Here is a 24,786-nt window from a genome sequence, read left to right on the forward strand (position 1 = left end):
CATGCTGGCCTGCGTACCCGCTGCCGGGCGATCATCGCGGGCCCATGTTCCCCAAGGAGTTCCCCCATGGATGACCGGATCGACGAGGAACTGTTCGCCGAATGGCTTGAATTCTGCGCTGGGCGCAGCGAGCGCGAGGACTGGTATTTCTCCGGCCTGCTGCAGGGCGTGACCGACCCGGATACGCTGGCGGCGGTATTCGCAGGCTTCCCGCATGCCGATGCGCTGCAGTCGCGCGCGCTGGACGTGCTTGGCGCAGGGCGCTGGGACGGGCACCTGTACCTGCAGCCGGCCATCGCTGGCGACGTGCAGGCAGTGGCGGCCGCCGCGCGCACCTGGCTGGACGAACTGGCGAGGGTGGCAGGTATGGCGGGTGAGTCCGCGCTGCAGGCCACACTGCGCGACGTGCGGGTGATGGCAGCGCCCGCAGAGCAGCTGCAGGCCGCATGGCGCGAATCGGGTCCCAGCGCCTATCTGCACGACGTCGTCTGCGATGTGGTGCGCGAGGCCCGCACGCTGGATACCCCTCAGATGGCCGCACTGGACGAGGCGCTGTACCACATCGCTTCGGACCTCTACCTGGGCTGGTACATCGCCCAGCCGTTGTCCCCGGCTGCCGTCGATTTCGCGCCTTATCTGGCGTTCTGGCGCCTGGGCGGACGCGGCGCACTGGTCGAGGGCGCGTTCCTGGTGGAAGCGGCGGGTCTGGATTCATAGGGCGGCGGGGCCATGCCAGCGGCTTTGCACGGCCCCGCGTAGAATCGCCCCATGCCCGAACTGCCCGAAGTCGAAACCACCCGCCGCGGCCTGGCGCCGCACCTGCAGGGCCGCCGTGTGCATGGCGTGATCCTGCGCCGCGCCGATCTGCGCTGGCCGATTCCGCCGGAAGTGGCCGAGCTGCTGCCGGGGCAACGCATCGAGGACATCCGCCGGCGAGCCAAGTACCTGCTGCTGGATACCGCCATCGGCAGCGCCGTGCTGCACCTGGGCATGTCCGGCAGCCTGCGCGTGCTGCCCGGTGATACCCCGCTGCGGGCGCATGACCACGTCGACATCAGCCTGGACAACGGCCGCCTGCTGCGCTTCAACGACCCGCGCCGCTTCGGCAGCCTGCTCTGGCAGCCGGCTGGGGAGATCCACCCGCTGCTGCAGGGGCTGGGCCCGGAGCCACTGGACGACGCGTTCGACGGCGACTACCTGTTCGCCCGCAGCCGGGGCCGCAGCGCGCCGGTGAAGACCTTCCTGATGGACCAGGCGGTGGTGGTGGGCGTGGGCAACATCTACGCCGCCGAGAGCCTGTTCAAGGCCGGCATCAGCCCGTTGCGCGAGGCAGGAAAGATCTCGCGAGAACGCTACCAGCGGCTGGCCGACGCGGTGAAGGAGATCCTGGGCTACGCCATCACCCGCGGCGGCACCACCCTGCGCGATTTCATCAGCCCCGATGGCGCGCCGGGCTACTTCGAACAGGAACTGCTGGTGTACGGCCGCGACGGGCTGCCCTGCCCGAACTGTGGCCGCGCGCTGAAGCACGCCACCATCGGCCAGCGCGCGAGTGTCTGGTGCAGCCACTGCCAGCGCTGAGCCGGCGGCCAGCGGCAGCTGAACGGGCAGGGCGCGTCTCCGCTGCCCGTTAACGTTTGTCTGCCTATGATGGCCGACCTTCCTTCCTGTGCCTGACGCGCCTGCATGCAACGACGCGACTTCATCCGCAATGCCTCCCTCGCCCTGGCTGCATTCGGCCTGCCGTCCCTGCCCGCGTGCGCGGCCAGCCGGAGCGGCCAGATGGGCCTGCGCCGCCTCGGCCAGCCGCAACCGTTCGACTTCGCCACCCTGAAGGGCCAGGCGCGCGCGCTGGCACAGGCGCCCTACAAGAGTCACAAGCGGGTGCTGCCGGGCCGTCTGGAAGGACTGGACTGGGACCAGTACCAGTCGATCGGCTACCGCCAGGACCATGCGCTGTGGGCCGACCAGCCGGGCAAGTTCCAGGCCAAGTTCTTCCACCTGGGCCTGTACTTCCATTCGCCGGTGCGCATGTTCGACGTGGTCGACGGCAAGGCGCAGGAACTGGCGTATGACGGCGCGGCGTTCAACTACGGCAAGAGCGGCATCAAGGATGGCGAGCTGCCGGCCGACCTCGGCTTCGCCGGCTTCCGCCTGAACACCCGCAAGGATACCGACCGCGACTTCGCCGCCTTCCTGGGCGCCAGCTACTTCCGCGCGGTCGGCAAGGAAGGCCAGTACGGCCAGTCCGCGCGTGGCCTGGCGATCGACACCGGCATGGGCAAGCCGGAGGAATTCCCGGATTTCATCGCCTACTACCTGGAACAGCCGTCGGCTGATTCGGACACGATCGTGGTCTATGGCCTGCTGGATTCGCCCAGCGTGGCCGGTGCCTATCGCTTCGCGATCACCAACGGTGACGTGCTGCTGATGGACATCGACAGCGCGCTGTACCCGCGCAAGGCGATCGAGCGGTTGGGCATCGCCCCGTGCACCAGCATGTACCAGGTGGGCGAGAACGACCGCCGCATGGGCTGGGACTGGCGCCCGGAGATCCACGATACCGATGGCCTGTCGCTGTGGACCGGTGCCGGCGAATGGATCTGGCGCCCGCTGCTGAACCCGCGCAACCTGCGCTTCAACATGTTCGTGGACCGCAACCCGCGCGGCTTCGGCCTGCTGCAACGCGACCGCAACTTCGACCATTACCAGGACGACGGCGTGTTCTACGAGAAGCGCCCGTGCCTGTGGGTGGAGCCGAAGGGCGAATGGGGCGAGGGCTCGGTGCAGCTGGTGGAGATTCCCACCGTGGACGAGACCTTCGACAACATCGTGGCGTTCTGGAACCCGAAGGAAAAGCCGCAGCCGGGCCAGGAGCTGCTGGTCGGCTACCGCCTGTACTGGGGCGCCGAACCGCCGGCGCGCCCGCCGCTGGCGCAGTGCGTGGCCAGCCGCACCGGCCTGGGCGGCGTGGTCGGCAAGAAGCGTGAGTACTTCAGCTGGCGCTTCGCGGTGGACTTCGAAGGTGGCGAACTGGCCAGGCTGATCGACAAGGCCGAGGTCGAAGCGGTGGTGGAAGCCAGCCGTGGCCGGGTCGAGATCGTGTCGGCGCGCCCGCTGCGCGAGATCAACGGCTACCGCGCGATGTTCGACCTGGTGCCGCCGGAAGGCAGTACCGAGCAGATCGACATCCGCCTGTTCCTGCGCAGTGGTGGCAAGACCCTCACCGAGACCTGGCTATACCAGTACACCCCGCCGCCGGCCGGAGCGCCGGAGCGCACGCTGTACTAAGAGGGGGGCAGGGCTTGCAGCCCTGCACCTGCTGACGTCAACGTCAACGTCAAAAGCGGGCATTCCGTGGGATGGCGGGGTGGGTCCGGTTGAGGGGGGGGCGGCGTAAATACGTCCATGTAGCCTCGGTCGCGCCATCCATGGCGCTCACGCCCCCTCAACCGGACCCACCCCGCCTTCGACAGATCTCCGCGATCTGTGGGAATTGCTCTTGGGGTCAGATCCGTTTCCCGAAGGAAAACGGATCTGACCCCGGAATTTCATTCGATATCTGACAGATGTGTCGACCAAGGTCGACACCTACCAACAGCTGCGGAAATCTGTCAGAGGCGGGCGGTGTCGGAGTGCGGGGTGTCAGCCGCATGGATGCGGCTGCCAAGCTTACAGGGACGTACTTGCAGCGTCCCCGCACTCCGACACCGCCCCGCCATCACACGCAATGCCAGCTCTTGCTGTTGCTGTTGCCGGCCAGCGGCCGGCACTACCGCGGGTGCAGGGCTGCAAGCCCTGCAAAAGAACACCGCTTACAGCGGCAGGGGCGCCTGCGCCGGGTCGATCCGGCCTTCACCGCGCGTGATCTTCTTGAACTCCGCGCGGCTGACCGATACGTAGCGGTCGTTGCCACCGATCTCCACCTGCGGGCCGTCCTGCACGGCGTGACCATGCTCGTCCACGCGCACGGTCATCGTCGCCTTCTTGCCGCTGTGGCAGATGGTCTTGATCTCCTGCATCTCGTCGGCCCAGGCCAGCAGGTACTGGCTGCCTTCGAACAGCTCGCCGCGGAAGTCGGTGCGCAGGCCGTAGCACAGCACCGGAATGCGCAGCTGGTCGACCACCTCGCTGAGCTGCCAGACCTGGGCGCGGGTCAGGAACTGCGCCTCGTCCACCAGCACGCAGCCCATCGGGCCGTTGGCTGCCAGATCCTGCTCCACCCAGCGCTGCAGGTCGGTATCGCGGTCGAAGGCCATGCCGTCAGCGCGCAGGCCGATCCGCGAGGCGACCACGCCGGCGCCGGCACGATCGTCCAGGCGTGGGGTCAGGATCGCCACCCGCATGCCGCGCTCGCGGTAGTTGTGCGCGCTCTGCAGCAGGGTGGTGGTCTTGCCGGCGTTCATCGCCGAGTAGTAGAAGTAGAGCTTGGCCATCGGCCAATTCTAGTCGCCACCCGGCCCGCCGTCGCGGATCGGCCGTGGCCGGGCGATCACGTGCCAGCTGTCGCGTATCCCGGTGCCATGCAGCGCCGAGGCAACGATGGCCTGGCAGGCGTGGCTCATCGCCCCGATCTGGCCAGCGCCTCGTCCTGCCATTGCCGGTAGGCCACCGGGTCCCAGTAGCGGGCCAGCTGGTGCTTTTCCGGTTGCAGCACACGGACCCCGGCATCGCCACGGCCCTGGCTGCGCATGGCGCCGTTCCAGCCGGCGCGGCTGCCGGTCTGCTGCATGCTGCCGGCCCGCAGTTCACGTTCCAGCCGCGGCGTCGCCGCCGGGTCGCCGAACTCGGCATACAGCGCGCGGCCCTCGCGCACCGCGCGCTCGCGCTCGTCGGCGGACAGCGCCTCCCAGAAGCGCTCGCGCTGTACCACCAGCCACTCGGTGCCGCGCTCGGCCGCCAGGTCCATCCATGCATAGCCCAGGGCGCGGTCGACCGGACCGCCTTGCCCGTTCCAGAGCATGTCGGCCAGCGCTGCCTGTGACAGCTTGTCGCCGTAGCGCGCGGCATTGCGGAAGTCGTTGCGGGCTTCTTCGTGGCGGCCCCGCTCGCGGGCCTGCATGCCGAGCCCACGGAAGCGCAGGTCCGGATGGTAGACAAGAAACTCGTGCGACTGCAGCACGATCGCTTCATAGGCGTCGGCAGGCGGTGCCGGGCTGGACCCGGCCGCAGGCACGGCCAGCAGGCCCAGCAGGGTGGCCACCAACGGGCGGGCGATGATGTTCAAGGACATGGACCACGCTCCTGTGTTCCGGTGTCGACTCAATACCTTACGGCCATGCGTCATGCAAGTCAGGTCGGCCCGCCGGCACCCCGCTACAATCCTGTCCCCATGCACGGTCTCAATCCCCCCCAAGCCGCCGCCGTCCTGCACATCGAAGGTCCGCTGCTGGTGCTCGCCGGCGCGGGCAGCGGCAAGACGCGCGTGATCGTGGAAAAGATCGCCCACCTGATCAGCTGTGGCCGCTACCCGGCACGCCGCATCGCGGCGATCACCTTCACCAACAAGTCGGCCAAGGAAATGCGCGAGCGTGTGGCCAAGCGCCTGCGCGAGCAGGACGCTGACGAGGTGACCATCTGCACCTTCCATGCGCTGGGCCTGAAGTTCCTGCAGATCGAGCACGCGGCGGTGGGCCTGAAGCGTGGATTCTCGATCTTCGACGCCGACGATGCCGCTGCGCAGATCAAGGACCTGATGCACGGGGCCAAGCCCGACGACATCGAGGACATGAAGAACCTGGTGTCGCGCGCGAAGAACGCCGGCCTGTCGCCCGAGCAGGCGATGGCCGCCGCACGCAGCAACCGGGAGAAGGAAGCGGCCAGCGTCTACGAGCGCTACCAGTTGCGGCTGACCGCGTTCAATGCGGTCGATTTCGATGACCTGATCCGCCTGCCCGTGCAGATCCTGGAAGAAAACCCCGAGATCGCCCTGGCCTGGCGCGAGCGCATCGGCTACCTGCTGGTGGACGAATGCCAGGACACCAACGACGCGCAATACCGCCTGCTCAAGCAGCTGGCCGGCGAGAAGGGCAACTTCACCTGCGTCGGCGACGATGACCAGTCGATCTACGCCTGGCGTGGCGCCAATCCCGAAAACCTGCAGCAGATGGGGCGCGATTACCCCACGCTGGAAATCATCAAGCTGGAGCAGAACTACCGCTGCTCCAACCGCGTGCTGCGCGCCGCCAACGCGCTGATCGCCAACAATCCGCATGAGCACCTGAAGAAGCTGTGGAGCGACCAGGCCGACGGCGAGCGCATCCGGGTGTGGGAATGCCGCAACAGCGAACACGAAGCGGAGAAGGTCGCCGCCGAGATCGCCTTCGTGGCGCAATCGCGCAACGTGCCGTGGAGTGACTTCTGCATCCTGTTCCGTGGCAACTTCCAGTCGCGCCCGCTGGAAAAGGCGATGCAGCTGCTGCGCATTCCCTATCACCTGACCGGCGGCACCATGTTCCTGGAACGCCAGGAAGTGAAGGACACCCTGGCCTGGCTGCGCCTGCTGGTGAACCCGGATGACGACACCGCGTTCATGCGTGCGGTGCAGTCGCCCAAGCGCGACGTCGGTGCCGGCACGCTGGCCAAGCTGGCCGAGCTGGCCCAGGAAAAGGACATGCCGATGGCGCATGTGGCAGAAACCATCGGTGCCCTGCAGCAGCTCCCACCGCGCGCGGCCAACAGCCTGGCGCGCTTCACCGACATCCTGCGCGACCTGCGTGCACAGATGCGCCAGGTGACGTCCGGCGACATGATCCGCAAGGTGGCCAAGGAATCCGGGTTGCTGAGCGAGCTGCGCCAGCAGGCCAAGGAAGAGGCCAGCTACCAGCGCCGCGCAAACAACATCGAGGAACTGGCGCAGTGGTTCGAGGGCGGCCCGCGCGGTGCAACCGCCGCCGACCTGGCCGGCCAGCTGGCGCTGCTGTCGCGCAGCGACAAGGACGAGGGCGGCAACCAGGTGCGCATGATGACCCTGCACGCTTCCAAGGGCCTGGAATTCCCGTACGTGTTCATCGTCGGCTGCGAAGACGGCGTGCTGCCGCACCAGGTCAGCCTGGACGAGGGCAACCTGCAGGAAGAACGGCGCCTGCTGTACGTGGGCATCACCCGCGCCAAGATCCAGCTGTGGATGAGCTACAGCAAGCTGACGCGCAAGTTCGGCGAACACGTACGCCTGAAGCCGAGCCGGTTCTTCGAGGAGATTCCGGCCGAGGAGATCCAGCGCGATGGCGCGGACCCGGTGGCGGATGCGGCGCGGAAGAAGGAGCGCGCGACGGCGGGGTTGGCCGCGATCGAGGCGCTGTTCGATTGAGGATCGAAAAGCCACTAAAGTGGTATTCCAATCCGTCCGATTGACGCTTCTGGCCTTGAGCCTGCATCGGGTTAAGGCCTAGTGTGAGCGCACCCGAAGTGCGCGCCGTGTCTTTCATCGTGTCCAACGATATCCCTGCTGTTCTCACCCGTACCTTCCTCGGGCTGGGCCTGGTCCTGCTTGTTTCAGCGCTTCTGGCCTACGTTGGGGCCAGGCGCTTCCTCGATGCGGCGGTCATTGCCGATGGCAGGATCACCCATGTGGATGCCGTCAGCGTTGATCGCGGTGGTTCGCGCACTTCAGGGGTGAAGTTCCTGTACTGGGTGGACTTCACTACCAGCAGCGGGCAAGTGATGCGGTTCTTCGCAGGTCGTACCCGCCATCGTGCCTACATGACGGGCGATCATGTAGATGTGCTGTACCTGCCGGACCGCCCGGACAAGGCCCTGGTGCGTTCGCTCTCATCACCCTGGGGCCTGAGCGTCATACTGGGAGTGACCGGCGGCCCATTCTTGCTGGGGGTGGGACTTCTGCACCTGCCGCAGGCGGCGAGGGCATGGCGGCGCAGGCAGCTCCTTCGCCACGGGACACGGGTGCAAGCCAAGGTCCGGGCGATCAAGCGCGATCGCGGAGTATTCTCGGGGGGAAGGCATCCGTTCGTCATCGTCTGCGCCTGGCGCGATCCTGAAACCACTCGATGGCATGTCTTCCACAGTGCGTATCTCTGGGCCGATCCCCGTGCACAGGTGAGTGGGCGTGAACTGGATGTCCATGTCATGCCGGGCAATCCGCGCCACTACCATGTCGATATCTCCTTCATTCGATCAGCGCCGGCACCTGCACGCTGATCGATCAACCCGGCCAGCACCATGCCCACCCTCCTCAGATGTTTTTTGCTGTTCTTCTTTGCCGTGGGCCTGCTGATCCTTCTGGCCGCCGCCTGGCTGTTCGTGGACGTCCAGCGTTTCGCGCGCAAGGCCGTTTCCGTAACCGGAACGGTCGTGGCCGTCCAGGCAGAGGATGCCCGGTCGGAAATGGAGGGGATGCCCGCACGTGACATCACCCTGCATCGCCCGGTGGTGAGGTTCCAGACCGCACAGGGGCAGATGATTCAGTTCACCGCGTCCTTTGCTACCGGGGCACCACTGTACGTGGTCGGCGAACAGGTACAGGTGCTATATCCCGGCGGCATGCCTTCCAAGGCTCGTATCCAGCACCCGGGATTGCGCTGGGGCGCACCGCTGCTGTTGGCGCTGATGGGCATGGGGTTCTGCCTGATCGCCGCATGCGTCCATCGCCTGTGCGTGCGCTACTGGCCGATCCTGTTCGGCCAGCGTGACGGGGCATATGGCTAGGCTGGGCATCGTAGTGGCCCACTTGGCCTGAGCGTGCTGCACGGCGGGCGCTGGCGTTGCAAAATCGAGGTATTCCTTCCGGAGCCCACCCATGCATCCCATCGAAAGCGAACGCCTGCGGCTGCGCCGCCTGGAACCAGACCGGGATGCTGCGCCGATGCTGGCATTGCTCAATGATCCAGGCTTCGTGCGCTTCATCGGCGACCGCAACGTGCACAGCGAGGAACAGGCGCGGGAGTACATCGCGCTGCGCGTGCTGCACAGCTACGCCTTGAACGGCTTCGGCATGTATGCCATCGAGCGGCTGTCCGATGGTGCCTGGGTGGGCAATGCCGGGCTGGTGCGGCGTGACGGCCTGCCGGGGCCGGATATCGGCTATGCGGTGCTTTCGCAGTTCGCCGGGCAGGGCTATGCCAGCGAGGCAGCGCGGGCGGTGTTCGCGCATGCACGCGGAGCGCTGGGCCTGCACGATCTGTATGGCATCACCGACCTGGACAACGTGGTGTCCGGGAAGATCCTGCTGGGCCTGGGCATGCTGGAGCGCGGGGTGATCCAGTTGCCGGGCATCGAAAGCGCCAGCCGCCTGTATGCCACGCCGGGGGCGGCGCAGGTCGGGTAGTGCCGGCCGCTGGCCGGCATCCAGGCATCACCGGGTTGCCGGCCAGCGGCCGGCACTACCGGATGTGGACGTTCAACCGCGCAGTTCGGCCAGTTGTGCCTGCAGCTCGGCCACGGCCGCTTCCAGCTGGGCCACGCGCTCGGCCAGGCCCGGATCGGCCGCATCGCCGCTGCCACCGCCACTGCTGGCGTACTTTGCTGCCAACGCCGCGCCGTCCACTTCACCGCACAGCAGGTGCATGTAGCGGTCTTCGCGCTGGCCGCTGGCGCGCGGCAGCACCACCAGCAGCGCGCGCTGCTGCAGGCGCTCGACGGCGTGGCGGGCTTCGTCGATATCCGCAAACCGGTACAGACGCTCGCTGCGCGACACCAGCTCGCCCAGGGTCTGTGGGCCGCGCAGCAACAGCAGTGCCAGCAGCACGGTCTGCTGCCGGGTCAGGTCCAGCGCGGCCTGCAGGCGGTGCTCGTAGCGGTCGGCGCGCGAGGAGAAGTGCTGGCGCGCCAGGCCCAGTGCTTCCAGCTGGCGCAGCGCATGCTGCACGCTGCCGGCGTCCACGTTCATCACCGGCTCGCGGGCGGTCTTCTGGTTGGCTGCCGATTGGGCGGCATTGACGGTCAACGGGTAGGTGTCCGGGGTGGTCGCCTCCTTTTCCACCAGGCAGCCCAGCAGGCGGGCCTGCACGGCGTCGAGCAGGGGGACGTCGGGGGTCTGGACGGAATCGGTCATGGCGGCCTCCGGAAGGGCAACGGGTCAACCGCCAAGCATAGCCGTCCCGGGGCCGCCTTTGCCGGTAAAATGCGCCGGTATATCTGATTGCCGGTGAATCCATGCGTCGTCCCGTTTCCCTGTCCCTGACCCTGCTCGCTACCGCGGCGCTGGGCCTGTCCGCCTGCAAGCGCGTGGAGGCGCCTGCCGCCGAAGCCGCTGCCCCGCAGGCGCCCGCTGCCGCTGCCAAGGCCGATGGCGCGCTTGATGCGACCGCCAACGACAATCTCAATGCGGTGCTGTGGATGCAGCGCGCGCAGGAGTACAAGGCCATCACCGAGCAGACCTATCGTGCCGCCGCCGACCACCTGGATGCCGCGCTGAAGGAGGCCCACTGGGACGCACTGGTGCCGGAAGAACGCGGCAACGAGGCCAAGGGCCTGAAGCCGGCCGTGGTGCTGGACGTGGACGAGACCGTGCTGGACAACTCGCCCTACCAGGCGCGCCTGGTGCGCGACGGCAAGGAATACGACGAGCTGAGCTGGGACCAGTGGGTGGCCGAAAAGAAGGCCAAGGCGATCCCGGGCGTGGTTGATTTCGCCAAGGCGGCCAACGCCAAGGGCGTGACCCTGCTGTACATCTCCAACCGTGCCGTGCACCTGAAGGACGCGACCCTGGCCAACCTGCGCGAGCAGGGCCTGCCGGTGGCCGATGACAGCGTGTTCCTGGGCCTGGGCACCGTGGTCGAGGGTTGCGAGCAGGCCGGCAGCGAGAAGAACTGCCGCCGCCGCCTGGCCGGGCAGAAGTACCGCGTGCTGATGCAGTTCGGCGACCAGTTGGGTGACTTCGTGGAAGTGACCGCCAACACCAACGAAGGCCGTGACGCCCTGCTGCAGCAGTACCACGACTGGTTCGGCGAGCGCTGGTGGATGCTGCCGAACCCGACCTACGGTGGCTTCGAGCCGGCGCAGTTCAACAACGATTACAGCCAGTCGCGCCAGGCCCGCCACGACGCCAAGCGCGCCGCCCTGGACTACGCACCATGAGCCGCGCACCGCTGCCGCTGCGCGACGACGAGCGCCTGATCTTCGCGCTGGACGTGCCTGACCGCGCGCAGGCGCTGGAGTGGGTCGACCGCCTTGGCGACAGCGTGGCCTTCTACAAGATCGGCATGGAACTGCTCGCCTCCGGCGAGTACTTCCAGGTGCTTGATGAGCTGGCCCGCCGCGACAAGCGCGTGTTCGTCGACCTGAAGTTCTTCGACATTCCGGCCACCGCTGCGGCGGTGATCAAGCGCCTGTCGCAGTGGCCGGTCAGCTACGCCACCATCCATGGCTGGCACCCGGCCATGATGGAGGCGTGCGCGGCCGCCAACAGCGGCGACATGCGCCTGCTGGCAGTGACCGTGCTGACCTCGATGGGTCGCCCCGACCTCGCACGGATGGGCATCGACCGCGAACCGGTGGACGTGGTGGTCGAGCGCGCGCTGGCCGCCCAGGCCGCCGGCATCGATGGCGTGATCGCTTCGGGCCAGGAAGCCGGCCCGATCCGCGCTGCCACCGGCAGCGGATTCTCCATCGTCTGTCCGGGCATCCGCCCCGGTGGCCCGGTCGGCGATGACCAGAAGCGTACCGTTGGCGTAGCGCAGGCCTTTGCCGATGGCGCCGATGCCATCGTGGTCGGTCGCCCGATCCGCCTGGCCGCCGATCCGCAGGCCGCAGCGCGGGCGATCCAGCAGGAAATCGCGTCGGCTCTGGCTGCACGCTGAGCCCACAGCCGACGCCGATCACGCTGGCACCACGAACGCCATCCCGATCCATGCGGGATGGCGTTCGCATTTGTGGGGCTGCATCTGTCGCACGCAGCGCCAGCCACGAGAACTGTGCGCAGGTTCGCGCTGCGGGCCTCTCCACTGCTCCCCAATCGATGCACCGGTACGGACCGCGGCCGCGCCGGTTCCAACCATCGACAGAGGAGTACAGGGAAATGTATCGCAGCACCTCTTTGTTCATCGGCCTGCTGTTGGCCGCGTCCGCCGTACCCGCCTTTGCTGCGCCACAGGTGCGCGATGCGCCGCGCGTGATCGGCGGCGAAGCGGCACTCGCCGGCGAGTACCCGTTCATGGTCAGCATCCAGGGCATTTTCGACGGCGATTCGGACCACGACCGCCACTTCTGCGGGGGCACCCTCATCTCACCCTCGTGGGTGCTGACGGCCGCGCACTGCGTGCAGGGCGAAGCGCCTGGTGGCATCGCCGTTGTCGGCAAGGTCACGACCCTGTCCACCGACGCCGCGCCACGACCGTCCAACGTCAAGGCGATCCACGTCCATCCGGCCTTCAACAGCGGCAATTCGCTCGAACACGACGTTGCCCTGGTCCAGCTGAGCGCGCCCCTGGATGGCGCACAGCCGGTGGCACTGCGGCTGCGGCCCGACGCCGGCTACCTCAAGCCGGGCCGCGAGTTCACCGTGATTGGCTGGGGCGACACCGACATCGGCGATGGCCGGATCTACCCCACCCAGCTGCAGACCGCGCAGGTGCCGTTCGTGTCCTTCAGTGACTGCCAGCAGGCCTACGGCGGTGAACTCGCACGCGGCAAGGTGATCTGCGCCGGCCGTGAAGGCGTGGACAGCTGCCAGGGCGATTCCGGTGGCCCGCTGCTGCTGCGCCTGCGCGAGGGCTGGACCCAGTTCGGCATCGTCAGCTGGGGCGAGGGGTGCGCGCTGGCCGGCTATCCCGGGGTTTATGCCCGAATCGCCGAAAAACATGCCGTAGATTTCATTGAGGCGGTTTGGCAACGGGACTGATCCATTAAAATCAAATAGATACAATGCATTACGTAAAGTGTTGCCTTAACTTGGGCGGCAGCGTAGGATCGCCGCCATCCGGTCCTTGACCGGACATGCGCCACAACACTGTCCTCCGGCCCCGTGCCGGCTTGAAGAGCCTGCGATCCCCGTGATCCGGGCTCTTTTTTTATCCCGGTGGCCCCCTTGGCTGGAAACCGTGACGTCCCGGCTTGCCGCTGTCACGTCGCAGGCCGCAAGATGCGGGCCGGTCCGGGGAGTCCGAGTGCATGAGCGTGGCGGTGCGAGGAAAGTCTGCGCGTGGATGGGGGCTGGCGGCCATGCTGCTGCTGGCCGTGGCGGGGTGCCGCGAGTCTGCCAACGATCCGGCCAGGCCGGCGGCCGAGCCGGTGGCTGCAGTACAGGCGATGGCGTTGCGCCTGGCCGAAGATGATCTGGTCGGCTACGCAAAGCTGTCGGTGCCGCCGGCCCAGTACCAGCGCCTGCAGCAGGCGTGGGTGGAAGGCCACAGCCAGTGGCCGCTGACCGAGCTGCCACTGGGCGACCAGCTGCTGCCGATGCTGGCCGCACTGCGCAAGCCCGGTGCCAGCGCCGAACTGCAGCGCAGCTTCGATCGCCAGCTGGCTGGCCAGGCCGGCGCCGTGCGCCAGGCCGCACAGTCGATGGGCAACTTCGGTGTGCAGTACCTGCGCCACCAGAAGGGCTACACGCCCAGCCAGCAGGCCCACTACATCGCCCTGGTCGAGACCCTGGCGGGGTGGGCGCAGGCTGCCCCCATCAGCGACCGCGCACGTGCCCGCAGCACCATCGCCGCGCTGGTCGGCGCCGCCAGCAAGGTCGGCTTCGATGATGAAGCCGGCCTGCAGGCGGCCGGCATGGAAGGCAGCCTGCAGCAGCTGGCGCCGTTCATCCACACCCTCAAGGCGGTGCTGGGCAGCTACGGACTCGGCGTGGACGACGCGCTGCGCAGCGTGCGCGGCGAACTGCTGTCGGTGCAGGGCGACAATGCGCTGGTGCGCCTGCACTACGACCTGGCCGGTCGCGAGATGACCCTGCAGCTGCCACTGAGCCGGCGCGAGGGCCACTGGTATCTGACCCGCACCCTGGCCGACACCGACGCGCTGCTGCGCAAGGCCGATGCGGCCCGCGCGGCGGCGTCGCCAGCACCGGCTGAAGCCCCCGCCGAGGGTGGGGAAGCGGCAACACCGCCGCCTAAGCCATAATGGCGCCGATGTCGAAACAGAACCCGCTGCCGTTCCCCGGCGAAGAATCCCAGTCGACGCCCGCCGATACGGTGTCGGCGTCCCCCTCGACCGGTACCGGCCCGAACCCGGTACCGCCGCCCGCGCACGCGCGTCCGGCCGGACGCCGTCCACTGTGGGCCCGCCTGCTCGGTCGCCTGGTCGAGCCGTGGCTGTCGCTGAAGATCGAACCGGAAGACCCGGGCCAGTACAACGATGGCCGCCCGGTCATGTACGTGCTGGAAGACTACGGCCTGTCCAACGCGCTGATCCTGGACAAGGCCTGCCGCCAGGCCGGCCTGCCGTCGCCGCTGGTGCCGCTGGCCGGTGATCCGACCGGCCGCAAGCGCGCCTACCTGGCGCTGTCGCGGCGCAGCTCCAGCAACTCGCTGATTCCCGAGCAGCGCGGCGCCAAGACCCACTCCGATTCGCTGGCCAAGGTCCTGCAGGCGCACCGCGTGCGCGATGACCTGGACGTGCACCTGGTGCCGGTGTCGATCTTCGTCGGCCGCGCGCCGGACAAGCAGAGCGGCTGGTTCGCGGTGCTGTTCTCGGAAAACTGGGCGCTGGTGGGCCGCTTCCGCCGCCTGCTGGGGCTTCTGCTGAACGGGCGCAATACCATCGTGCGCTTCGCTCCGCCGATCTCGCTGCGCAGCACCGTCGACGAAGGCCTGGAACCGGAGCGCACGGTGCGCAAGCTGCAGCGCGTGCTGCGCACCCATTTCCGCCGCATCCGTGAATCGGTGATCGGCCCGGACCTGTCGACCCGGCGCCTGCTGGTGGACCAGGTGCTGGCCGCCGAGCCGGTCCGCGAAGCGATCGCCGCACAGGCCAAGCGCGACAACTCGAAGCCGGCCGATGCCTGGAAGAAGGCACACGCCTACGCCTGGGAAATCGCTGCGGACTATTCCAGCCCGGTCGTGCGCTCGGCCAGCTTCATGCTCAGCCACGTGTGGAACCGCATCTATGCGGGCGTGCTGGTACACCACCTGGACAAGTTCAAGGCCGCCGCGCCGGGCCACGAAGTGGTCTACGTGCCCAGCCACCGCAGCCACATGGACTACCTGCTGCTGTCCTACCTGCTGTACGACCGTGGCATCGTGCCGCCGCACATCGTGGCCGGCATCAACCTGAACCTGCCGGTGGTCGGCACCCTGCTGCGCAAGGGCGGTGCGTTCTTCATCCGCCGTTCGATCCGTGGCAATGCGCTGTACTCTGCGGTGCTCAGTGAGTACGTCGCGCAGCTGGTGGCCGGTGGCTACTCGCTGGAGTACTTCGTCGAAGGCGGCCGCTCGCGTACCGGGCGCCTGCTGCAGCCCAAGGGCGGCATGATCTCGATGACGCTGCGTGCATTCCTGCGCCAGCCGCGCAAGCCGGTACTGTTCCAGCCCATCTACATCGGCTACGAGAAGCTGATGGAGGGCGGCAGCTACCTGGACGAACTGTCCGGCCGGCCAAAGGAAAAGGAATCGATCTGGTCGCTGCTGTGGGGCATCCCCAAGGTGCTCAAGCAGAACTACGGCCAGGTGGTGGTGAACTTCGGCGAGCCGATCGCGCTGAACGACGTGCTGGCCGAGAAGGCCCCGGAGTGGAAGGGCGAGGCGGTGTCCGAGGACGAGAAGCCAGCCTGGCTGTCGACCACGGTGGATACGCTGGCCGAACGCATCCAGGTGCGCATCAATGGCGCCGCCGACGTCAACCCGATCAACCTGCTGGCGCTGGCCCTGCTGTCGACGCCGAAGCACGCGATGGGCGAGGCCGACCTGATCGCGCAGATCGAACTTTGCAAGACGCTGCTGGTCGAGATGCCGTACTCGGACCGGGTGACGGTGACCCCGCACTCGCCGGAGCGGATCATCGCCCATGCCGAGGAAATCAACGTCCTCACCCGCATCAAGCATCCGCTGGGCGATGTGCTCAGCGTCAGCGGCGACACCGCGGTGCTGCTGAGCTACTTCCGCAACAACGTGGTGCACCTGTTCACCGCCTCGTCGTGGGTGGCTTGCTGCTTCCAGAACAACCGCCGCATGAGCCGTACCGGCCTGGTCCAGCTGGGCCGCACGGTGTACCCGTTCCTGCAGGCCGAGCTGTTCCTGCCGTGGAGCGAGGACGAGTTCGCGCAGCGCATTGACCGCACCATCGACGTGTTCGTGCGCGAAGGCCTGCTGCAGAACGTCAACGATGACGACGGCGGCATCCTGGCGCGCAACACCGGGCAGACCGACGAGGTGTTCCGCCTGCGGGCGATCGGCCATTCGCTGCAGCAGGCGTTCGAGCGCTACTACATCGCCATCTCGGTGCTGGTGAAGAACGGCCCCGGCGTGCTCGGCGCGGCCGAGCTGGAAAGCCTGTGCCAGCAGGCCGCGCAGCGCCTGAGCCTGCTCTATGCGCCGGCCGCTCCCGAGTTCTTCGACAAGGCCCTGTTCCGTGGCTTCATCCAGAAGCTGCGCGAACTGCGCCTGGTGTGGCCGGACGAGAACAGCAAGCTGCTGTTCGACGAACGCCTGGATGCCTGGGCCAAGGACGCCAAGTTCATCCTGGGGCGCGAGCTGCGCCACACCATCGAGCGGGTCAGCCCGGAAGCAGCGCGCCCGGACGAGCCTGCGCCGCAGGATTGAAGGCAGCGCCGGGCAATGCGGTGGGTGTGGACCTCGGTCCACACCTTCCAGCCGTGCCAACCAGGGTTGGCACCCATCCGAACCCGGCTCAGGCCGGCTCGTCGGGAATCTGCAGGCTTTCCAGCCTGGCGATGCAGTCCTTCAGCTGCAGCTTGCGCCGCTTCAGGCGCTTGGCTTCCAGTTCGTCCTCGCCGTTGGCCGCCATGCGGGTGATCTGTTCATCCAGCAGGCGATGCTCGGCGCGCAGGGCGGCGAGGTGCTCGACGATCTCGGCGGGGCTGTAGGTATCCACAGCCTCCGAGCATACACAGCGTTGATGACTGCCGGGAGAGGGGAAACTCGACCCCCGGCCGGGGCGGCTCCGAGCCGTTAGAATGGAACCCATGAGTGCCGTGATTTCCCTTCCCGATCCCCAGCCGCGCGCCGCCCGCGATCCGCGCGTGGCCGAGCGCGAGCAGCACAAGCTGGCCAAGCGCCTGCGCCGCCAGGTCGGCGAGGCGATTGCCGACTTCGGCATGATCGAGGCCGGCGACAAGGTGATGGTCTGCCTGTCCGGCGGCAAGGACAGCTACACCCTGCTGGACGTGCTGCTGCAGCTGCAGAAAAAGGCGCCGGTGCCGTTCGAGCTGGTGGCGGTGAACCTGGACCAGAAGCAGCCGGGCTTCCCCGAGCACATCCTGCCGGAATACCTGGCAGGGCTGGGCGTGCCGTACCACATCATCGAGCAGGACACCTATTCGGTGGTCAGCCGGGTCATCCCGGAGGGCAAGACGATGTGTTCGCTGTGCTCGCGCCTGCGTCGTGGCGCGCTGTACAACTACGCTGAGACCCACGGTTTCACCAAGATCGCGCTGGGCCACCACCGCGACGACATGGTGGCCACGTTCTTCATGAACCTGTTCCACCACGCCAAGCTGGCGGGCATGCCGCCGAAGCTGCGCAGCGACGACGGCAGGCACGTGGTGATCCGGCCACTGGCCTACGTGCGCGAGAGCGACATCGTCGACTACGCGCAGGCACGCCAGTTCCCGATCATTCCCTGCAACCTGTGCGGCAGCCAGGAGAACCTGCAGCGCCGCCAGGTCGGCCTGATGCTCAAGCAGTGGGAGAAGGACCATCCGGGCCGCATCGAGCAGATCGCGCGCGCCATGGGTGAAGTCCGGCCCTCGCAGCTGGCCGACACCACCCTGTTCGACTTCATGGCGCTGGGCCGTCGCGACGACACGCCGCTGCCCGACGCCCATGCCTGGCTGGCCGGCTCCCCGGCCGACGCCGACGCAGATCCCGAGACGCCCACCGTTTAAGGTCGGTCGCCCTTCCTCTTCGCCATCCGGAATTCCATGTTCTTTCGCAACCTGACGTTCTTCCGTTTCCCGACCACCACCGATTTTTCCGAAGTCGATACCCTGCTGCCGCACGCCGTGCTCAAGCCTGTTGGCGCGCTGGAAATGAATTCCCGCGGCTTCATTTCGCCGTTCGGCCGCGAGGAGAAGGAACTGCTCTCCCACCGCATCGCCGAACACCTGTGGCTGACCGTGGGCGGCGAGGACAAGATCCTGCCGGCGGCGGTGGTCAACGACCTGCTCGAGCGCAAGCTGGAGGAGATCGAGGAGAAGGAAGGGCGGCGCCCGGGTGGCCGCGAGCGCAAGCGCATGAAGGACGACCTGCTGCATGAACTGCTGCCGCGCGCCTTCGTGAAGTCCTCGCGCAACGACGCCTTCATCGACCTGCAGCACGGCTACGTGGCGGTGGATACCTCCAGCCGCAAGACCGGCGAATACTTCATGTCCGACATCCGCGGGCTGCTCGGCAGCTTCCCGGCGATGCCGCTGAACGCCGAAGTCGCGCCGCGCTCGATCCTGACCGGCTGGATCGCCGGCGAGCCGCTGCCGACCGGGCTGAGCCTGGGCGAAGAGTGCGAGATGAAGGATCCGGTCGAAGGCGGCGCGGTGGTCAAGTGCCAGCACCAGGAACTGCGCTGCGACGAGATCGACAAGCACCTGGACGCCGGCAAGCAGGTGACCAAGCTGGCGCTGATCTTCGAGGACAACCTGTCCTTCGTGATCGGCGACGACCTGATCGTGCGCAAGCTGAAGTTCCTCGACGGCGCCCTGGACCAGCTGGAGCATGCCGACGAAGACGGCCGCCGTGCCGAGTTCGATGCCCGCTTCGCCCTGCAGAGCGCCGAGATCCGCCGCCTGTTCCTGTTGCTGGAAGAAGCGTTCAAGCTCAGCAAGGCTGACTGAACAGGCAGCCCGACGGTCGCCGGTCATCCGGCGGCCCGAAGCAGCGCTATGCTGGGCGCATGAGCCGTCTGCTGCGCCGCCTGATCACTCCGACCCCGCCCGCCACCGTACAGCGCGATACCGTTCGCCTGCGCCTGGAGGATGCCGAGATCGAGGTGCTGCGCGTGCGCGATCCACGCGCGCGCCGCATCAAGCTGAGCGTGGACGAGCGCGGCGCACGCCTGACCCTGCCGCCGCGCGCAAGCCTGGTGATGGGCGAACGCTTCCTGGAACAGCACCGCGACTGGCTGGCGCTGCAGCTGCGGCAGTACCAGGGGCAGGGCCTGCCGCCACCGCTGCAGCCCGGCGAAGACGGCGTGCTGCCCCTGCGCGGCGAACTGCTGCCGCTGCGCTGGCAGGAAGGTCGCTACGCGCGGCTGGAGATCGACGCGCACGGCGCCTGCGTGCAGTGGCCGACCCGTGGTGGTGACGCCACCCTGCGCCGCCTGCTGCGCGAGTTCTATGAAGCGCAGACCCGCGCCGACGTCGGCCGCTGGCTGCCGAAGTACCTGCCCACCCTGCCGCGCACCCCCAGCCGCCTGCGCCTGAAGGTGATGTCCTCGCAGTGGGGCTCGCTCGCCCCCGATGGCAGCATGGCCCTGGACCTGGCCCTGGTGCTCGGTCGTCCGGAAGCGTTCGAGTACGTGCTGGTGCATGAACTCTGCCACCTGATCCAGCCGAATCATTCGCCCGCGTTCTGGCATGAAGTCGAACAACGCTTCCCCGCCTGGCGCGAACAGCGCGATTACTTCCAGCTGGAAGGGCGCCGACTGAAGGCGATGCTTCGCCAGCTGCTGTAGAGCCGAGCCGATGCTCGGCTGACGCGGGTGGCGCAGATATCCAGCCCTCGCGATCAACAGCAGCCGAGCATCGGCTCGGCTCTGCAAAAGCGCGACCCAACCTCATGATCGTGCAGCCCCACCCACCGCGAGGGACTCAGCCGTTGGCCGAAACCCTCACCCCGCCCGCAATGCCGCCGCGGCCGCCCACCGCGCCGCCACCCGCGGCGCGGTGATGCACACCGCCTGGTCGGTCACCGTTGTCACCGCGCGCTCCAGCAGCTGGATATCGGCCTCGTGCTGGCGTGCCACATGCGGGTCCTCGAAGAAGATCGCGCGCTGGCAGCGCCCCTCCAGCACACGGTCAGCAATCTGCGCATCGCCGCCCATCGGGCCACTCTGGTAGCGCGTCACCCACGGCGTATCGCTGGGCCAGCCGCGGCTCCAGGCCAGTTCGTTCAAGCGCTGGCCGGTGGTGCCGGTCGCCACGCGCTCGCCGAACCGTGCCAGCACATCGAAGTGCTCGTCAGCGAAGGCCAGCATTGCCGGCTTCATCGCGTCGTGCGCGATCAGCGCCAGCGTCTGGTGCTGGAAGGCATGCAGATCGTCGGCACCGGCATCAGCGGCCAGCCCGGCGTGGACGCGTTCCACCTCGATCCAGTCACGCGCAGTGGCCACGGTTGAAATGAACGGCTTGCCGTGGATCACGCACTGCCGCTTGAGCGCGGTTGCCTCCGGAAACACCGAGGAAGGATCGACCGGGTCGATCAGGTAGATCGCGCCGTCCAGGGTGCGCTCCGGCCCCATGCCAACCACTTCGGCCACCAGTTTCATCAGGCCACCCTCGCGTCCGTAGGGATACCGGTGCAGGCCGCCGTAGCCGGCCAGGAAGCCTTGCCGTTCGATCGCATCGTGGGTGCGCCCGACCGCGTGCAGCGATACCCCCAGTTCACGCAGCCCGGCCTCGCTGGCACGCAGCCAGCGGAACAGCGCGGCGCGCGCATCGTGGTGATGGAGACGGTTGGCGGCCAGGCCGATACGCATCGAGCGCTCCGTAGGGACGGGTAGAAGCGGCAGTGTATGTCGGCATTCGCCGATAGGGATGTTTTTCCAATTTTTCTCATTGTCGCGGAAGCGCGCCTCGCTAGCGTGGCTGGCAGCGGTACCGCTGCGCGGCCGTGGTTCCTGCCCGCGAAATGAGGATGTCTACCGTGAATGTCGCCGGCCGCCGCGCCGTCGCCGCTGTCATGGCATCGCTGTTGCTGCCCGGCATCGCTGCTGCGTCCGACTGCGCGAGCCCACTGCAGGTGGCATGGCGTTCCGATCGGCCGCCGCTGTCATACAGCGTGCAGGGCGACCTTGCGGGGGTGGCTGCGGATTACCTGCCGCTGCTGGGCCCGCAGGCGCTGCAGCATGCGCAGCCGTTGCCCGCAGCGGTGCTTACCGATGACCCGCTGCCGGCTGGCACCCAGGTGCTGCTGGGCTGGCCGCGCGCACAGCTGCCGACCGGCTGGGTGGCCAGCAGCCCCTATCTGGAAGTGCCACAGGTGATCGTGCGGCGCGAGAGCGCGGCAGCCGTGCTGGGGCTGGAGGACCTGCGTGGGCGCAGCGTGGCCAGTCCGGACCGGCTACCGCTGGAGGCACTGCTGGCCGAACAGGCCCCGGGTGCGCAGCTGCTGGCACCGGCGCCGCTGGACCACGCGCTGTCACTGCTGCGCGCCGGGCTGGTCGATGCGGTGGTGGCCAATCTCGCTGAGGTCGAAGCCGCGCTTCGCGCCGTGCCGGGTGACCCTCTGGTGATCGCAGCACCCGCTGGCTTCGGCGATGCACTGGTGCTGGCCGCCGTACCGGCCTGCGCCGCGGTGGTCGCTGCCTTCGACCGGGAGCTGCAGCGGGAGGGCGATGCGCGTCGGGCGTCGGTTCGCAGTGCCTGGCTGCCGGACCTGTCACGTGCGCGGCCCGCCGGTTCGGCACTGCGCTGGCTGGTGCCGGTGTCGCTGATCCTGCTCGCGCTCATACTGCTGCATGCCTTCGGCTACTGGCGCGTGCATCGCGAGAGCGTGCGTCGCCGGGTACTGGAGCAGCGCTTGCATGAAGTCACCGCGAACCTGCCGGCGGTGGTCTACCAGGCGCGCCGTTCGGCAACCGGCCACTACAGCCTGGCGCAGATCGCCGGCGACGTGCAGGCGCTGTTCGGCGTGGCCGTGGAAACTGAGCGGATCGACCATCTGCAGCTGCTGGCGGCCGTGCATGCCGGTGACCGCAGCCGGGTGATGGCGAGCATCGAAGCGGCCGCGCTCGTGCGCGGTCCGATCGACGTTACCTTCCGCACCCGGTCGGCGCAGGGCTGGCGCTGGGTCCGATCACAGGGACGACCGTTGCCGTGCGATGACAGCAGCGTGGAGTGGAGCGGCTACTGGATGGACGTCAGCGAAGCCCAGGCGCGTGCAGCGGCGTTGGCCGAGGCGCGCCGCGCGGCCGAGCAGGCGGCGCTGGCCAAGGGCCATTTCCTGGCGACCATGAGCCACCAGATCCGCACGCCGATGAGCACCCTGCTGGGCATGCTGGAGCGGCTGGCTGGCACTGACCTGGATGCGGGCCAGCGGGAGGTGCTGACCACCGTGGGTGACGCTGCGCAGATGCTGCGGCAGATCCTCGACGATGTGCTGCACAGCCAGCGTCTGCAGCCGGCGCCCCCGCAGCTGCGTCCGACCGATCTGGCGGCGCTGGTGCGCGCGGTGCAGCAGCTGTTGATGCCCGTCGCGGCCAGCCGCGGGCTGCACCTGTGCAGCGAGATCGACCCGGCGTTGCAGCCCTGGTCGCTGGCTGACGGGCTGCGCCTGCGGCAGGTCCTGTTCAACCTGGCCGGTAATGCGCTCAAGTTCACCCTGCAGGGAAGCGTGGTGTTGCAGGTCCACGTGCTGCAGCAGCGCGACGGCGGCCAGCGACTGCGCCTGCAGGTGACCGATACGGGCGTGGGCATCAGCGTGGAGCGCCAGCAGGCGGTGTTCGCCGCCTACGAACAAGCCGAGACCTCGACCACGCGTCGCTTCGGCGGCAGTGGGCTGGGCCTGTCGATCTGCCGTGAGCTGGCGGCATCGATGGGCGGGCAGCTGCACCTGCGCAGCGTGCAGGGCAAGGGCACCACGGTAGGGCTGGATCTGGATCTGGCGGCCTCTGTGGCAGCCAGGGACGCACCAGTGCCCGCGAGGGCTGCGCCGCGGGCGCTGCCGCCGGCGCGGCTGCTGGTTGTCGAAGACCATCCGACCAACCTGCAGCTGCTGGAGCAGCGCCTGTGCGAGCTGGGGCTGCAGGTCTACACCTGTAGCGACGGGCTGCAGGCATGGGAGGCCTGGCAGGCGCAACCGTTCGACCTGGTGATCACCGACTGCCATATGCCGCACATGGATGGCTTCGCGCTGGCGCGCGCGATCCGTCGCGATACCCGCGCTGCCCGTGCTCCGGTGCCGATCATTGCGTTGACCGCCAGCGTGCTGGAACGCACGCGCGAGGCCTGCCGTGAGGCGGGCATCGACCACTTCCTGGCCAAGCCAGTGGAGGCGCACGAACTGCGCGCGCTGCTGGAAGTGCTGCTGTTGCCGGACTCAGTGCGCCAGTAGGCGGACGATGCTGGCAGCGGCGTCGCGGCCTTCGGCCACCGCAGTTACCACGAGATCGGCACCACGCACCGCGTCGCCACCGGCGAACAGGCGTGGATGCGCGGTCTGGAACGGCAGGCGGTCCCTGCCACCGGCGAGGATGCGGCCATTGGGCTGGCCTTCCACCCCCAGTTCCGCCAGCCACGCCGGCACGCTCGGCGAGAAGCCGAAGGCGATGATCACCACGTCTGCCTCCAGCAGCGATTCACTGCCTTCGATCGGCACCGCGTTCTGGCGGCCATTGGCATCGGGCTCGCCCAGCCGGGTCTCGACCACGGTCACGCCGATCACCTCGTCGTCGGCGCCGGCTTCGATCGACAGCGGCTGCCGGTTGAACAGGAAGCGCACCCCTTCCTCGCGTGCATTGGCGACTTCGCGCGCGCTGCCGGGCATGTTGGCTTCGTCGCGGCGATAGGCGCAGGTGACCTTGGCCGCGCCCAGCCGCACCGCACTGCGCACGCAGTCCATACCGGTATCGCCTCCGCCCAGAACCACCACGCGCTTGCCGTTGAGGTCGGGCAGGGCGATGGTGTCTTCCCAGCCGGCGATCGGCCGGCCCTTCGGATCATCGCCACCGACGATGCGGCTGTTCTGCACCAGGAACGGCAGCGCCGGCAGCACGCCCTTCAGGTCCTGGCCGACCAGGCCACCATCGGTATAGCGGTAGGCGCCGGTGCCGATGAACACCGCATCGTGGCTGTCCAGCAACTGCTGCACGCTGACATCACGGCCGATCTCCACGCCGAGGCGGAACTGCACGCCCATGCCTTCCAGTACTTCACGGCGGCGATGGATCACGTCCTTGTCCAGCTTGAAGCTGGGAATGCCGAACTGCAGCAGGCCACCGATCTGCTCGTAGCGGTCGTAGACCACGGCGGCAATGCCGGCGCGTGCCAGGCGGTCGGCACAGGCCAGCCCGGCCGGGCCGGCACCAATCACCGCCACACTGTGGCCGGTCGGCTGCACCGCGCCCAGGTCCGGGCGCCAGCCACTGGCCAGTGCGGTATCGACGATGTACTTCTCCACCGCGCCGATGGTGACCGCGCCGAATTCCTCCAGCGTGCAGCTGCCTTCGCACAGCCGATCCTGCGGGCAGACCCGGCCGCACACTTCCGGCAGCGGGTTGGTGCTGTGGCACAGCGTGGCGGCCTCGTGGATGCGGTTTTCCTGCACCAGCTGCAGCCACTGCGGAATGGCGTTGTGCACCGGGCACTTCCAGCTGCAGTAGGGGTTGCCGCAGTCCAGGCAGCGGCCCGCCTGGTACTGGGCGTCTTCCTTGCCGAACTTGCCGTACAGCTCGCCCCAGTCGCCGGAGGTGCGCAGTTCCACCGGGATGCGCTGCGGCATGGTGCGGGGCAGGTCGAGGAACTGGAAGGCGTGCTTGCGGCTCATGGCGGACTCTGTGGTG

General features: G+C 68.0%; 22 protein-coding genes. 16 read left to right on the forward strand and 6 right to left on the reverse strand.

Features of this window, described 5'->3' with window-relative positions; all coding sequences use genetic code 11:
- The first annotated feature begins 66 nt into the window (after nucleotides 1-66).
- From ACMGRF_RS18755 to ACMGRF_RS18765, 3 genes are all read left to right on the forward strand, one after another.
- The gene (locus ACMGRF_RS18755; RefSeq protein WP_049437893.1) at nucleotides 67-717 is read left to right on the forward strand and encodes a hypothetical protein; all 651 of its coding nucleotides are present in this window, start codon (nucleotides 67-69) and stop codon (nucleotides 715-717) included.
- Nucleotides 718-768: 51 nt separating this feature from the next.
- Nucleotides 769-1,581, forward strand: a complete 813-nt coding sequence (gene mutM / locus ACMGRF_RS18760; RefSeq protein ID WP_005421105.1) for a bifunctional DNA-formamidopyrimidine glycosylase/DNA-(apurinic or apyrimidinic site) lyase — start codon at nucleotides 769-771, stop codon at nucleotides 1,579-1,581.
- Nucleotides 1,582-1,686: 105 nt separating this feature from the next.
- A complete protein-coding gene (locus tag ACMGRF_RS18765) occupies nucleotides 1,687-3,291 on the forward strand; it encodes a glucan biosynthesis protein (RefSeq protein ID WP_049416230.1) in 1,605 nt (534 codons plus the stop codon).
- A 524-nt stretch (nucleotides 3,292-3,815) separates the two neighbouring features.
- On the opposite strand, the gene ACMGRF_RS18770 is transcribed toward ACMGRF_RS18765, so the two are convergent.
- Both ACMGRF_RS18770 and ACMGRF_RS18775 read right to left on the reverse strand, forming a co-directional pair.
- On the reverse strand, nucleotides 3,816-4,436 hold the full coding sequence (locus ACMGRF_RS18770) for a thymidine kinase (protein WP_008264720.1): 621 nt from the start codon (nucleotides 4,434-4,436) through the stop codon (nucleotides 3,816-3,818).
- A 125-nt stretch (nucleotides 4,437-4,561) separates the two neighbouring features.
- Nucleotides 4,562-5,233 carry an SEL1-like repeat protein gene (locus tag ACMGRF_RS18775; protein WP_111191812.1) on the reverse strand — a complete coding sequence of 224 codons (672 nt, stop codon included), beginning with the start codon at nucleotides 5,231-5,233 and terminating at the stop codon, nucleotides 4,562-4,564.
- 99 nt (nucleotides 5,234-5,332) lie between these two features.
- Here ACMGRF_RS18775 and ACMGRF_RS18780 point away from each other — a divergent pair, with 99 nt between their 5' ends.
- From ACMGRF_RS18780 to ACMGRF_RS18795, 4 genes are all read left to right on the forward strand, one after another.
- A complete protein-coding gene (locus ACMGRF_RS18780; protein ID WP_049416054.1) occupies nucleotides 5,333-7,309 on the forward strand; it encodes a UvrD-helicase domain-containing protein in 1,977 nt (658 codons plus the stop codon).
- A 107-nt stretch (nucleotides 7,310-7,416) separates the two neighbouring features.
- A complete protein-coding gene (locus ACMGRF_RS18785; protein WP_262257449.1) occupies nucleotides 7,417-8,157 on the forward strand; it encodes a DUF3592 domain-containing protein in 741 nt (246 codons plus the stop codon).
- 21 nt (nucleotides 8,158-8,178) lie between these two features.
- Nucleotides 8,179-8,664: a DUF3592 domain-containing protein gene (locus ACMGRF_RS18790; protein ID WP_080353004.1), complete on the forward strand. Its 486-nt coding sequence runs from the start codon at nucleotides 8,179-8,181 to the stop codon at nucleotides 8,662-8,664.
- A gap of 91 nt (nucleotides 8,665-8,755) precedes the next feature.
- Nucleotides 8,756-9,283: a GNAT family N-acetyltransferase gene (locus ACMGRF_RS18795; protein ID WP_049416060.1), complete on the forward strand. Its 528-nt coding sequence runs from the start codon at nucleotides 8,756-8,758 to the stop codon at nucleotides 9,281-9,283.
- 72 nt (nucleotides 9,284-9,355) lie between these two features.
- Here the strand turns inward: ACMGRF_RS18795 and ACMGRF_RS18800 are convergent, their stop codons facing one another.
- Nucleotides 9,356-10,009 carry a YceH family protein gene (locus ACMGRF_RS18800; protein WP_049416063.1) on the reverse strand — a complete coding sequence of 218 codons (654 nt, stop codon included), beginning with the start codon at nucleotides 10,007-10,009 and terminating at the stop codon, nucleotides 9,356-9,358.
- Nucleotides 10,010-10,110: 101 nt separating this feature from the next.
- Here ACMGRF_RS18800 and ACMGRF_RS18805 point away from each other — a divergent pair, with 101 nt between their 5' ends.
- The 5 genes from ACMGRF_RS18805 (at nucleotide 10,111) to plsB (ending at nucleotide 16,655) form a co-directional block, all read left to right on the forward strand.
- Nucleotides 10,111-11,034, forward strand: a complete 924-nt coding sequence (locus tag ACMGRF_RS18805; RefSeq protein ID WP_049416065.1) for a 5'-nucleotidase, lipoprotein e(P4) family — start codon at nucleotides 10,111-10,113, stop codon at nucleotides 11,032-11,034.
- Nucleotides 11,031-11,756 (forward strand): orotidine-5'-phosphate decarboxylase, encoded by a 726-nt coding sequence (pyrF, locus tag ACMGRF_RS18810; protein ID WP_049416068.1) that lies wholly within the window; start codon nucleotides 11,031-11,033, stop codon nucleotides 11,754-11,756. Before ACMGRF_RS18805 ends, pyrF begins: the two co-directional genes overlap by 4 nt.
- Before the next feature lie 218 nt (nucleotides 11,757-11,974).
- The gene (locus tag ACMGRF_RS18815; RefSeq protein ID WP_049416072.1) at nucleotides 11,975-12,796 is read left to right on the forward strand and encodes a S1 family peptidase; all 822 of its coding nucleotides are present in this window, start codon (nucleotides 11,975-11,977) and stop codon (nucleotides 12,794-12,796) included.
- Nucleotides 12,797-13,065: 269 nt separating this feature from the next.
- Complete coding sequence (locus ACMGRF_RS18820; RefSeq protein ID WP_049416073.1) at nucleotides 13,066-14,019, forward strand: hypothetical protein; 954 nt, start codon at nucleotides 13,066-13,068, stop codon at nucleotides 14,017-14,019.
- The gene (plsB, locus tag ACMGRF_RS18825) at nucleotides 14,019-16,655 is read left to right on the forward strand and encodes a glycerol-3-phosphate 1-O-acyltransferase PlsB (protein ID WP_049416076.1); all 2,637 of its coding nucleotides are present in this window, start codon (nucleotides 14,019-14,021) and stop codon (nucleotides 16,653-16,655) included. The genes ACMGRF_RS18820 and plsB overlap by 1 nt, the downstream gene beginning before the upstream one ends.
- A gap of 88 nt (nucleotides 16,656-16,743) precedes the next feature.
- On the opposite strand, the gene ACMGRF_RS18830 is transcribed toward plsB, so the two are convergent.
- Nucleotides 16,744-16,947 carry a YdcH family protein gene (locus ACMGRF_RS18830; protein ID WP_005421068.1) on the reverse strand — a complete coding sequence of 68 codons (204 nt, stop codon included), beginning with the start codon at nucleotides 16,945-16,947 and terminating at the stop codon, nucleotides 16,744-16,746.
- 91 nt (nucleotides 16,948-17,038) lie between these two features.
- On the opposite strand from ACMGRF_RS18830, the gene ttcA reads away from it, so the two are divergent.
- From ttcA to ACMGRF_RS18845, 3 genes are read left to right on the forward strand one after another with little or no spacing between them, the layout of a single operon-like run.
- Nucleotides 17,039-17,959, forward strand: a complete 921-nt coding sequence (gene ttcA, locus ACMGRF_RS18835) for a tRNA 2-thiocytidine(32) synthetase TtcA (RefSeq protein ID WP_170944947.1) — start codon at nucleotides 17,039-17,041, stop codon at nucleotides 17,957-17,959.
- Between the two features lie 36 nt (nucleotides 17,960-17,995).
- Complete coding sequence (locus ACMGRF_RS18840) at nucleotides 17,996-18,901, forward strand: recombination-associated protein RdgC (protein ID WP_005421064.1); 906 nt, start codon at nucleotides 17,996-17,998, stop codon at nucleotides 18,899-18,901.
- Between the two features lie 59 nt (nucleotides 18,902-18,960).
- Entirely contained in the window at nucleotides 18,961-19,740 is a 780-nt protein-coding gene (locus tag ACMGRF_RS18845) for a M48 family metallopeptidase (RefSeq protein WP_049416082.1), read from the forward strand.
- A 156-nt stretch (nucleotides 19,741-19,896) separates the two neighbouring features.
- On the opposite strand, the gene ACMGRF_RS18850 is transcribed toward ACMGRF_RS18845, so the two are convergent.
- Nucleotides 19,897-20,763 (reverse strand): methylglyoxal synthase, encoded by an 867-nt coding sequence (locus ACMGRF_RS18850; RefSeq protein WP_049416084.1) that lies wholly within the window; start codon nucleotides 20,761-20,763, stop codon nucleotides 19,897-19,899.
- Between the two features lie 167 nt (nucleotides 20,764-20,930).
- Here ACMGRF_RS18850 and ACMGRF_RS18855 point away from each other — a divergent pair, with 167 nt between their 5' ends.
- On the forward strand, nucleotides 20,931-23,339 hold the full coding sequence (locus ACMGRF_RS18855; RefSeq protein ID WP_049416087.1) for a response regulator: 2,409 nt from the start codon (nucleotides 20,931-20,933) through the stop codon (nucleotides 23,337-23,339).
- Here the strand turns inward: ACMGRF_RS18855 and ACMGRF_RS18860 are convergent.
- Complete coding sequence (locus ACMGRF_RS18860; RefSeq protein ID WP_049416089.1) at nucleotides 23,325-24,770, reverse strand: FAD-dependent oxidoreductase; 1,446 nt, start codon at nucleotides 24,768-24,770, stop codon at nucleotides 23,325-23,327. The two genes, ACMGRF_RS18855 and ACMGRF_RS18860, sit on opposite strands and share 15 nt — an antisense overlap.
- Between the last annotated feature and the right edge of the window lie 16 nt (nucleotides 24,771-24,786).

Source organism: Stenotrophomonas sp. EMP41 (assembly GCF_047495535.1).
GTDB classification, from domain to species: Bacteria; Pseudomonadota; Gammaproteobacteria; order Xanthomonadales; family Xanthomonadaceae; genus Stenotrophomonas; species Stenotrophomonas sepilia.

Bases quoted from the DNA above. Each gene is read 5' to 3' on its own strand.
- ACMGRF_RS18755 (WP_049437893.1), top strand. From the start codon at position 67: ATGGATGACCGGATCGACGAGGAACTGTTCGCCGAATGGCTTGAATTC.
- mutM (WP_005421105.1), top strand. From the start codon at position 769: ATGCCCGAACTGCCCGAAGTCGAAACCACCCGCCGCGGCCTGGCGCCG.
- ACMGRF_RS18765 (WP_049416230.1), top strand. From the start codon at position 1,687: ATGCAACGACGCGACTTCATCCGCAATGCCTCCCTCGCCCTGGCTGCA.
- ACMGRF_RS18770 (WP_008264720.1), bottom strand. From the start codon at position 4,436: ATGGCCAAGCTCTACTTCTACTACTCGGCGATGAACGCCGGCAAGACC.
- ACMGRF_RS18775 (WP_111191812.1), bottom strand. From the start codon at position 5,233: ATGTCCTTGAACATCATCGCCCGCCCGTTGGTGGCCACCCTGCTGGGC.
- ACMGRF_RS18780 (WP_049416054.1), top strand. From the start codon at position 5,333: ATGCACGGTCTCAATCCCCCCCAAGCCGCCGCCGTCCTGCACATCGAA.
- ACMGRF_RS18790 (WP_080353004.1), top strand. From the start codon at position 8,179: ATGCCCACCCTCCTCAGATGTTTTTTGCTGTTCTTCTTTGCCGTGGGC.
- ACMGRF_RS18795 (WP_049416060.1), top strand. From the start codon at position 8,756: ATGCATCCCATCGAAAGCGAACGCCTGCGGCTGCGCCGCCTGGAACCA.
- ACMGRF_RS18800 (WP_049416063.1), bottom strand. From the start codon at position 10,009: ATGACCGATTCCGTCCAGACCCCCGACGTCCCCCTGCTCGACGCCGTG.
- ACMGRF_RS18805 (WP_049416065.1), top strand. From the start codon at position 10,111: ATGCGTCGTCCCGTTTCCCTGTCCCTGACCCTGCTCGCTACCGCGGCG.
- pyrF (WP_049416068.1), top strand. From the start codon at position 11,031: ATGAGCCGCGCACCGCTGCCGCTGCGCGACGACGAGCGCCTGATCTTC.
- ACMGRF_RS18815 (WP_049416072.1), top strand. From the start codon at position 11,975: ATGTATCGCAGCACCTCTTTGTTCATCGGCCTGCTGTTGGCCGCGTCC.
- ACMGRF_RS18820 (WP_049416073.1), top strand. From the start codon at position 13,066: ATGAGCGTGGCGGTGCGAGGAAAGTCTGCGCGTGGATGGGGGCTGGCG.
- plsB (WP_049416076.1), top strand. From the start codon at position 14,019: ATGGCGCCGATGTCGAAACAGAACCCGCTGCCGTTCCCCGGCGAAGAA.
- ttcA (WP_170944947.1), top strand. From the start codon at position 17,039: ATGAGTGCCGTGATTTCCCTTCCCGATCCCCAGCCGCGCGCCGCCCGC.
- ACMGRF_RS18840 (WP_005421064.1), top strand. From the start codon at position 17,996: ATGTTCTTTCGCAACCTGACGTTCTTCCGTTTCCCGACCACCACCGAT.
- ACMGRF_RS18845 (WP_049416082.1), top strand. From the start codon at position 18,961: ATGAGCCGTCTGCTGCGCCGCCTGATCACTCCGACCCCGCCCGCCACC.
- ACMGRF_RS18850 (WP_049416084.1), bottom strand. From the start codon at position 20,763: ATGCGTATCGGCCTGGCCGCCAACCGTCTCCATCACCACGATGCGCGC.
- ACMGRF_RS18860 (WP_049416089.1), bottom strand. From the start codon at position 24,770: ATGAGCCGCAAGCACGCCTTCCAGTTCCTCGACCTGCCCCGCACCATG.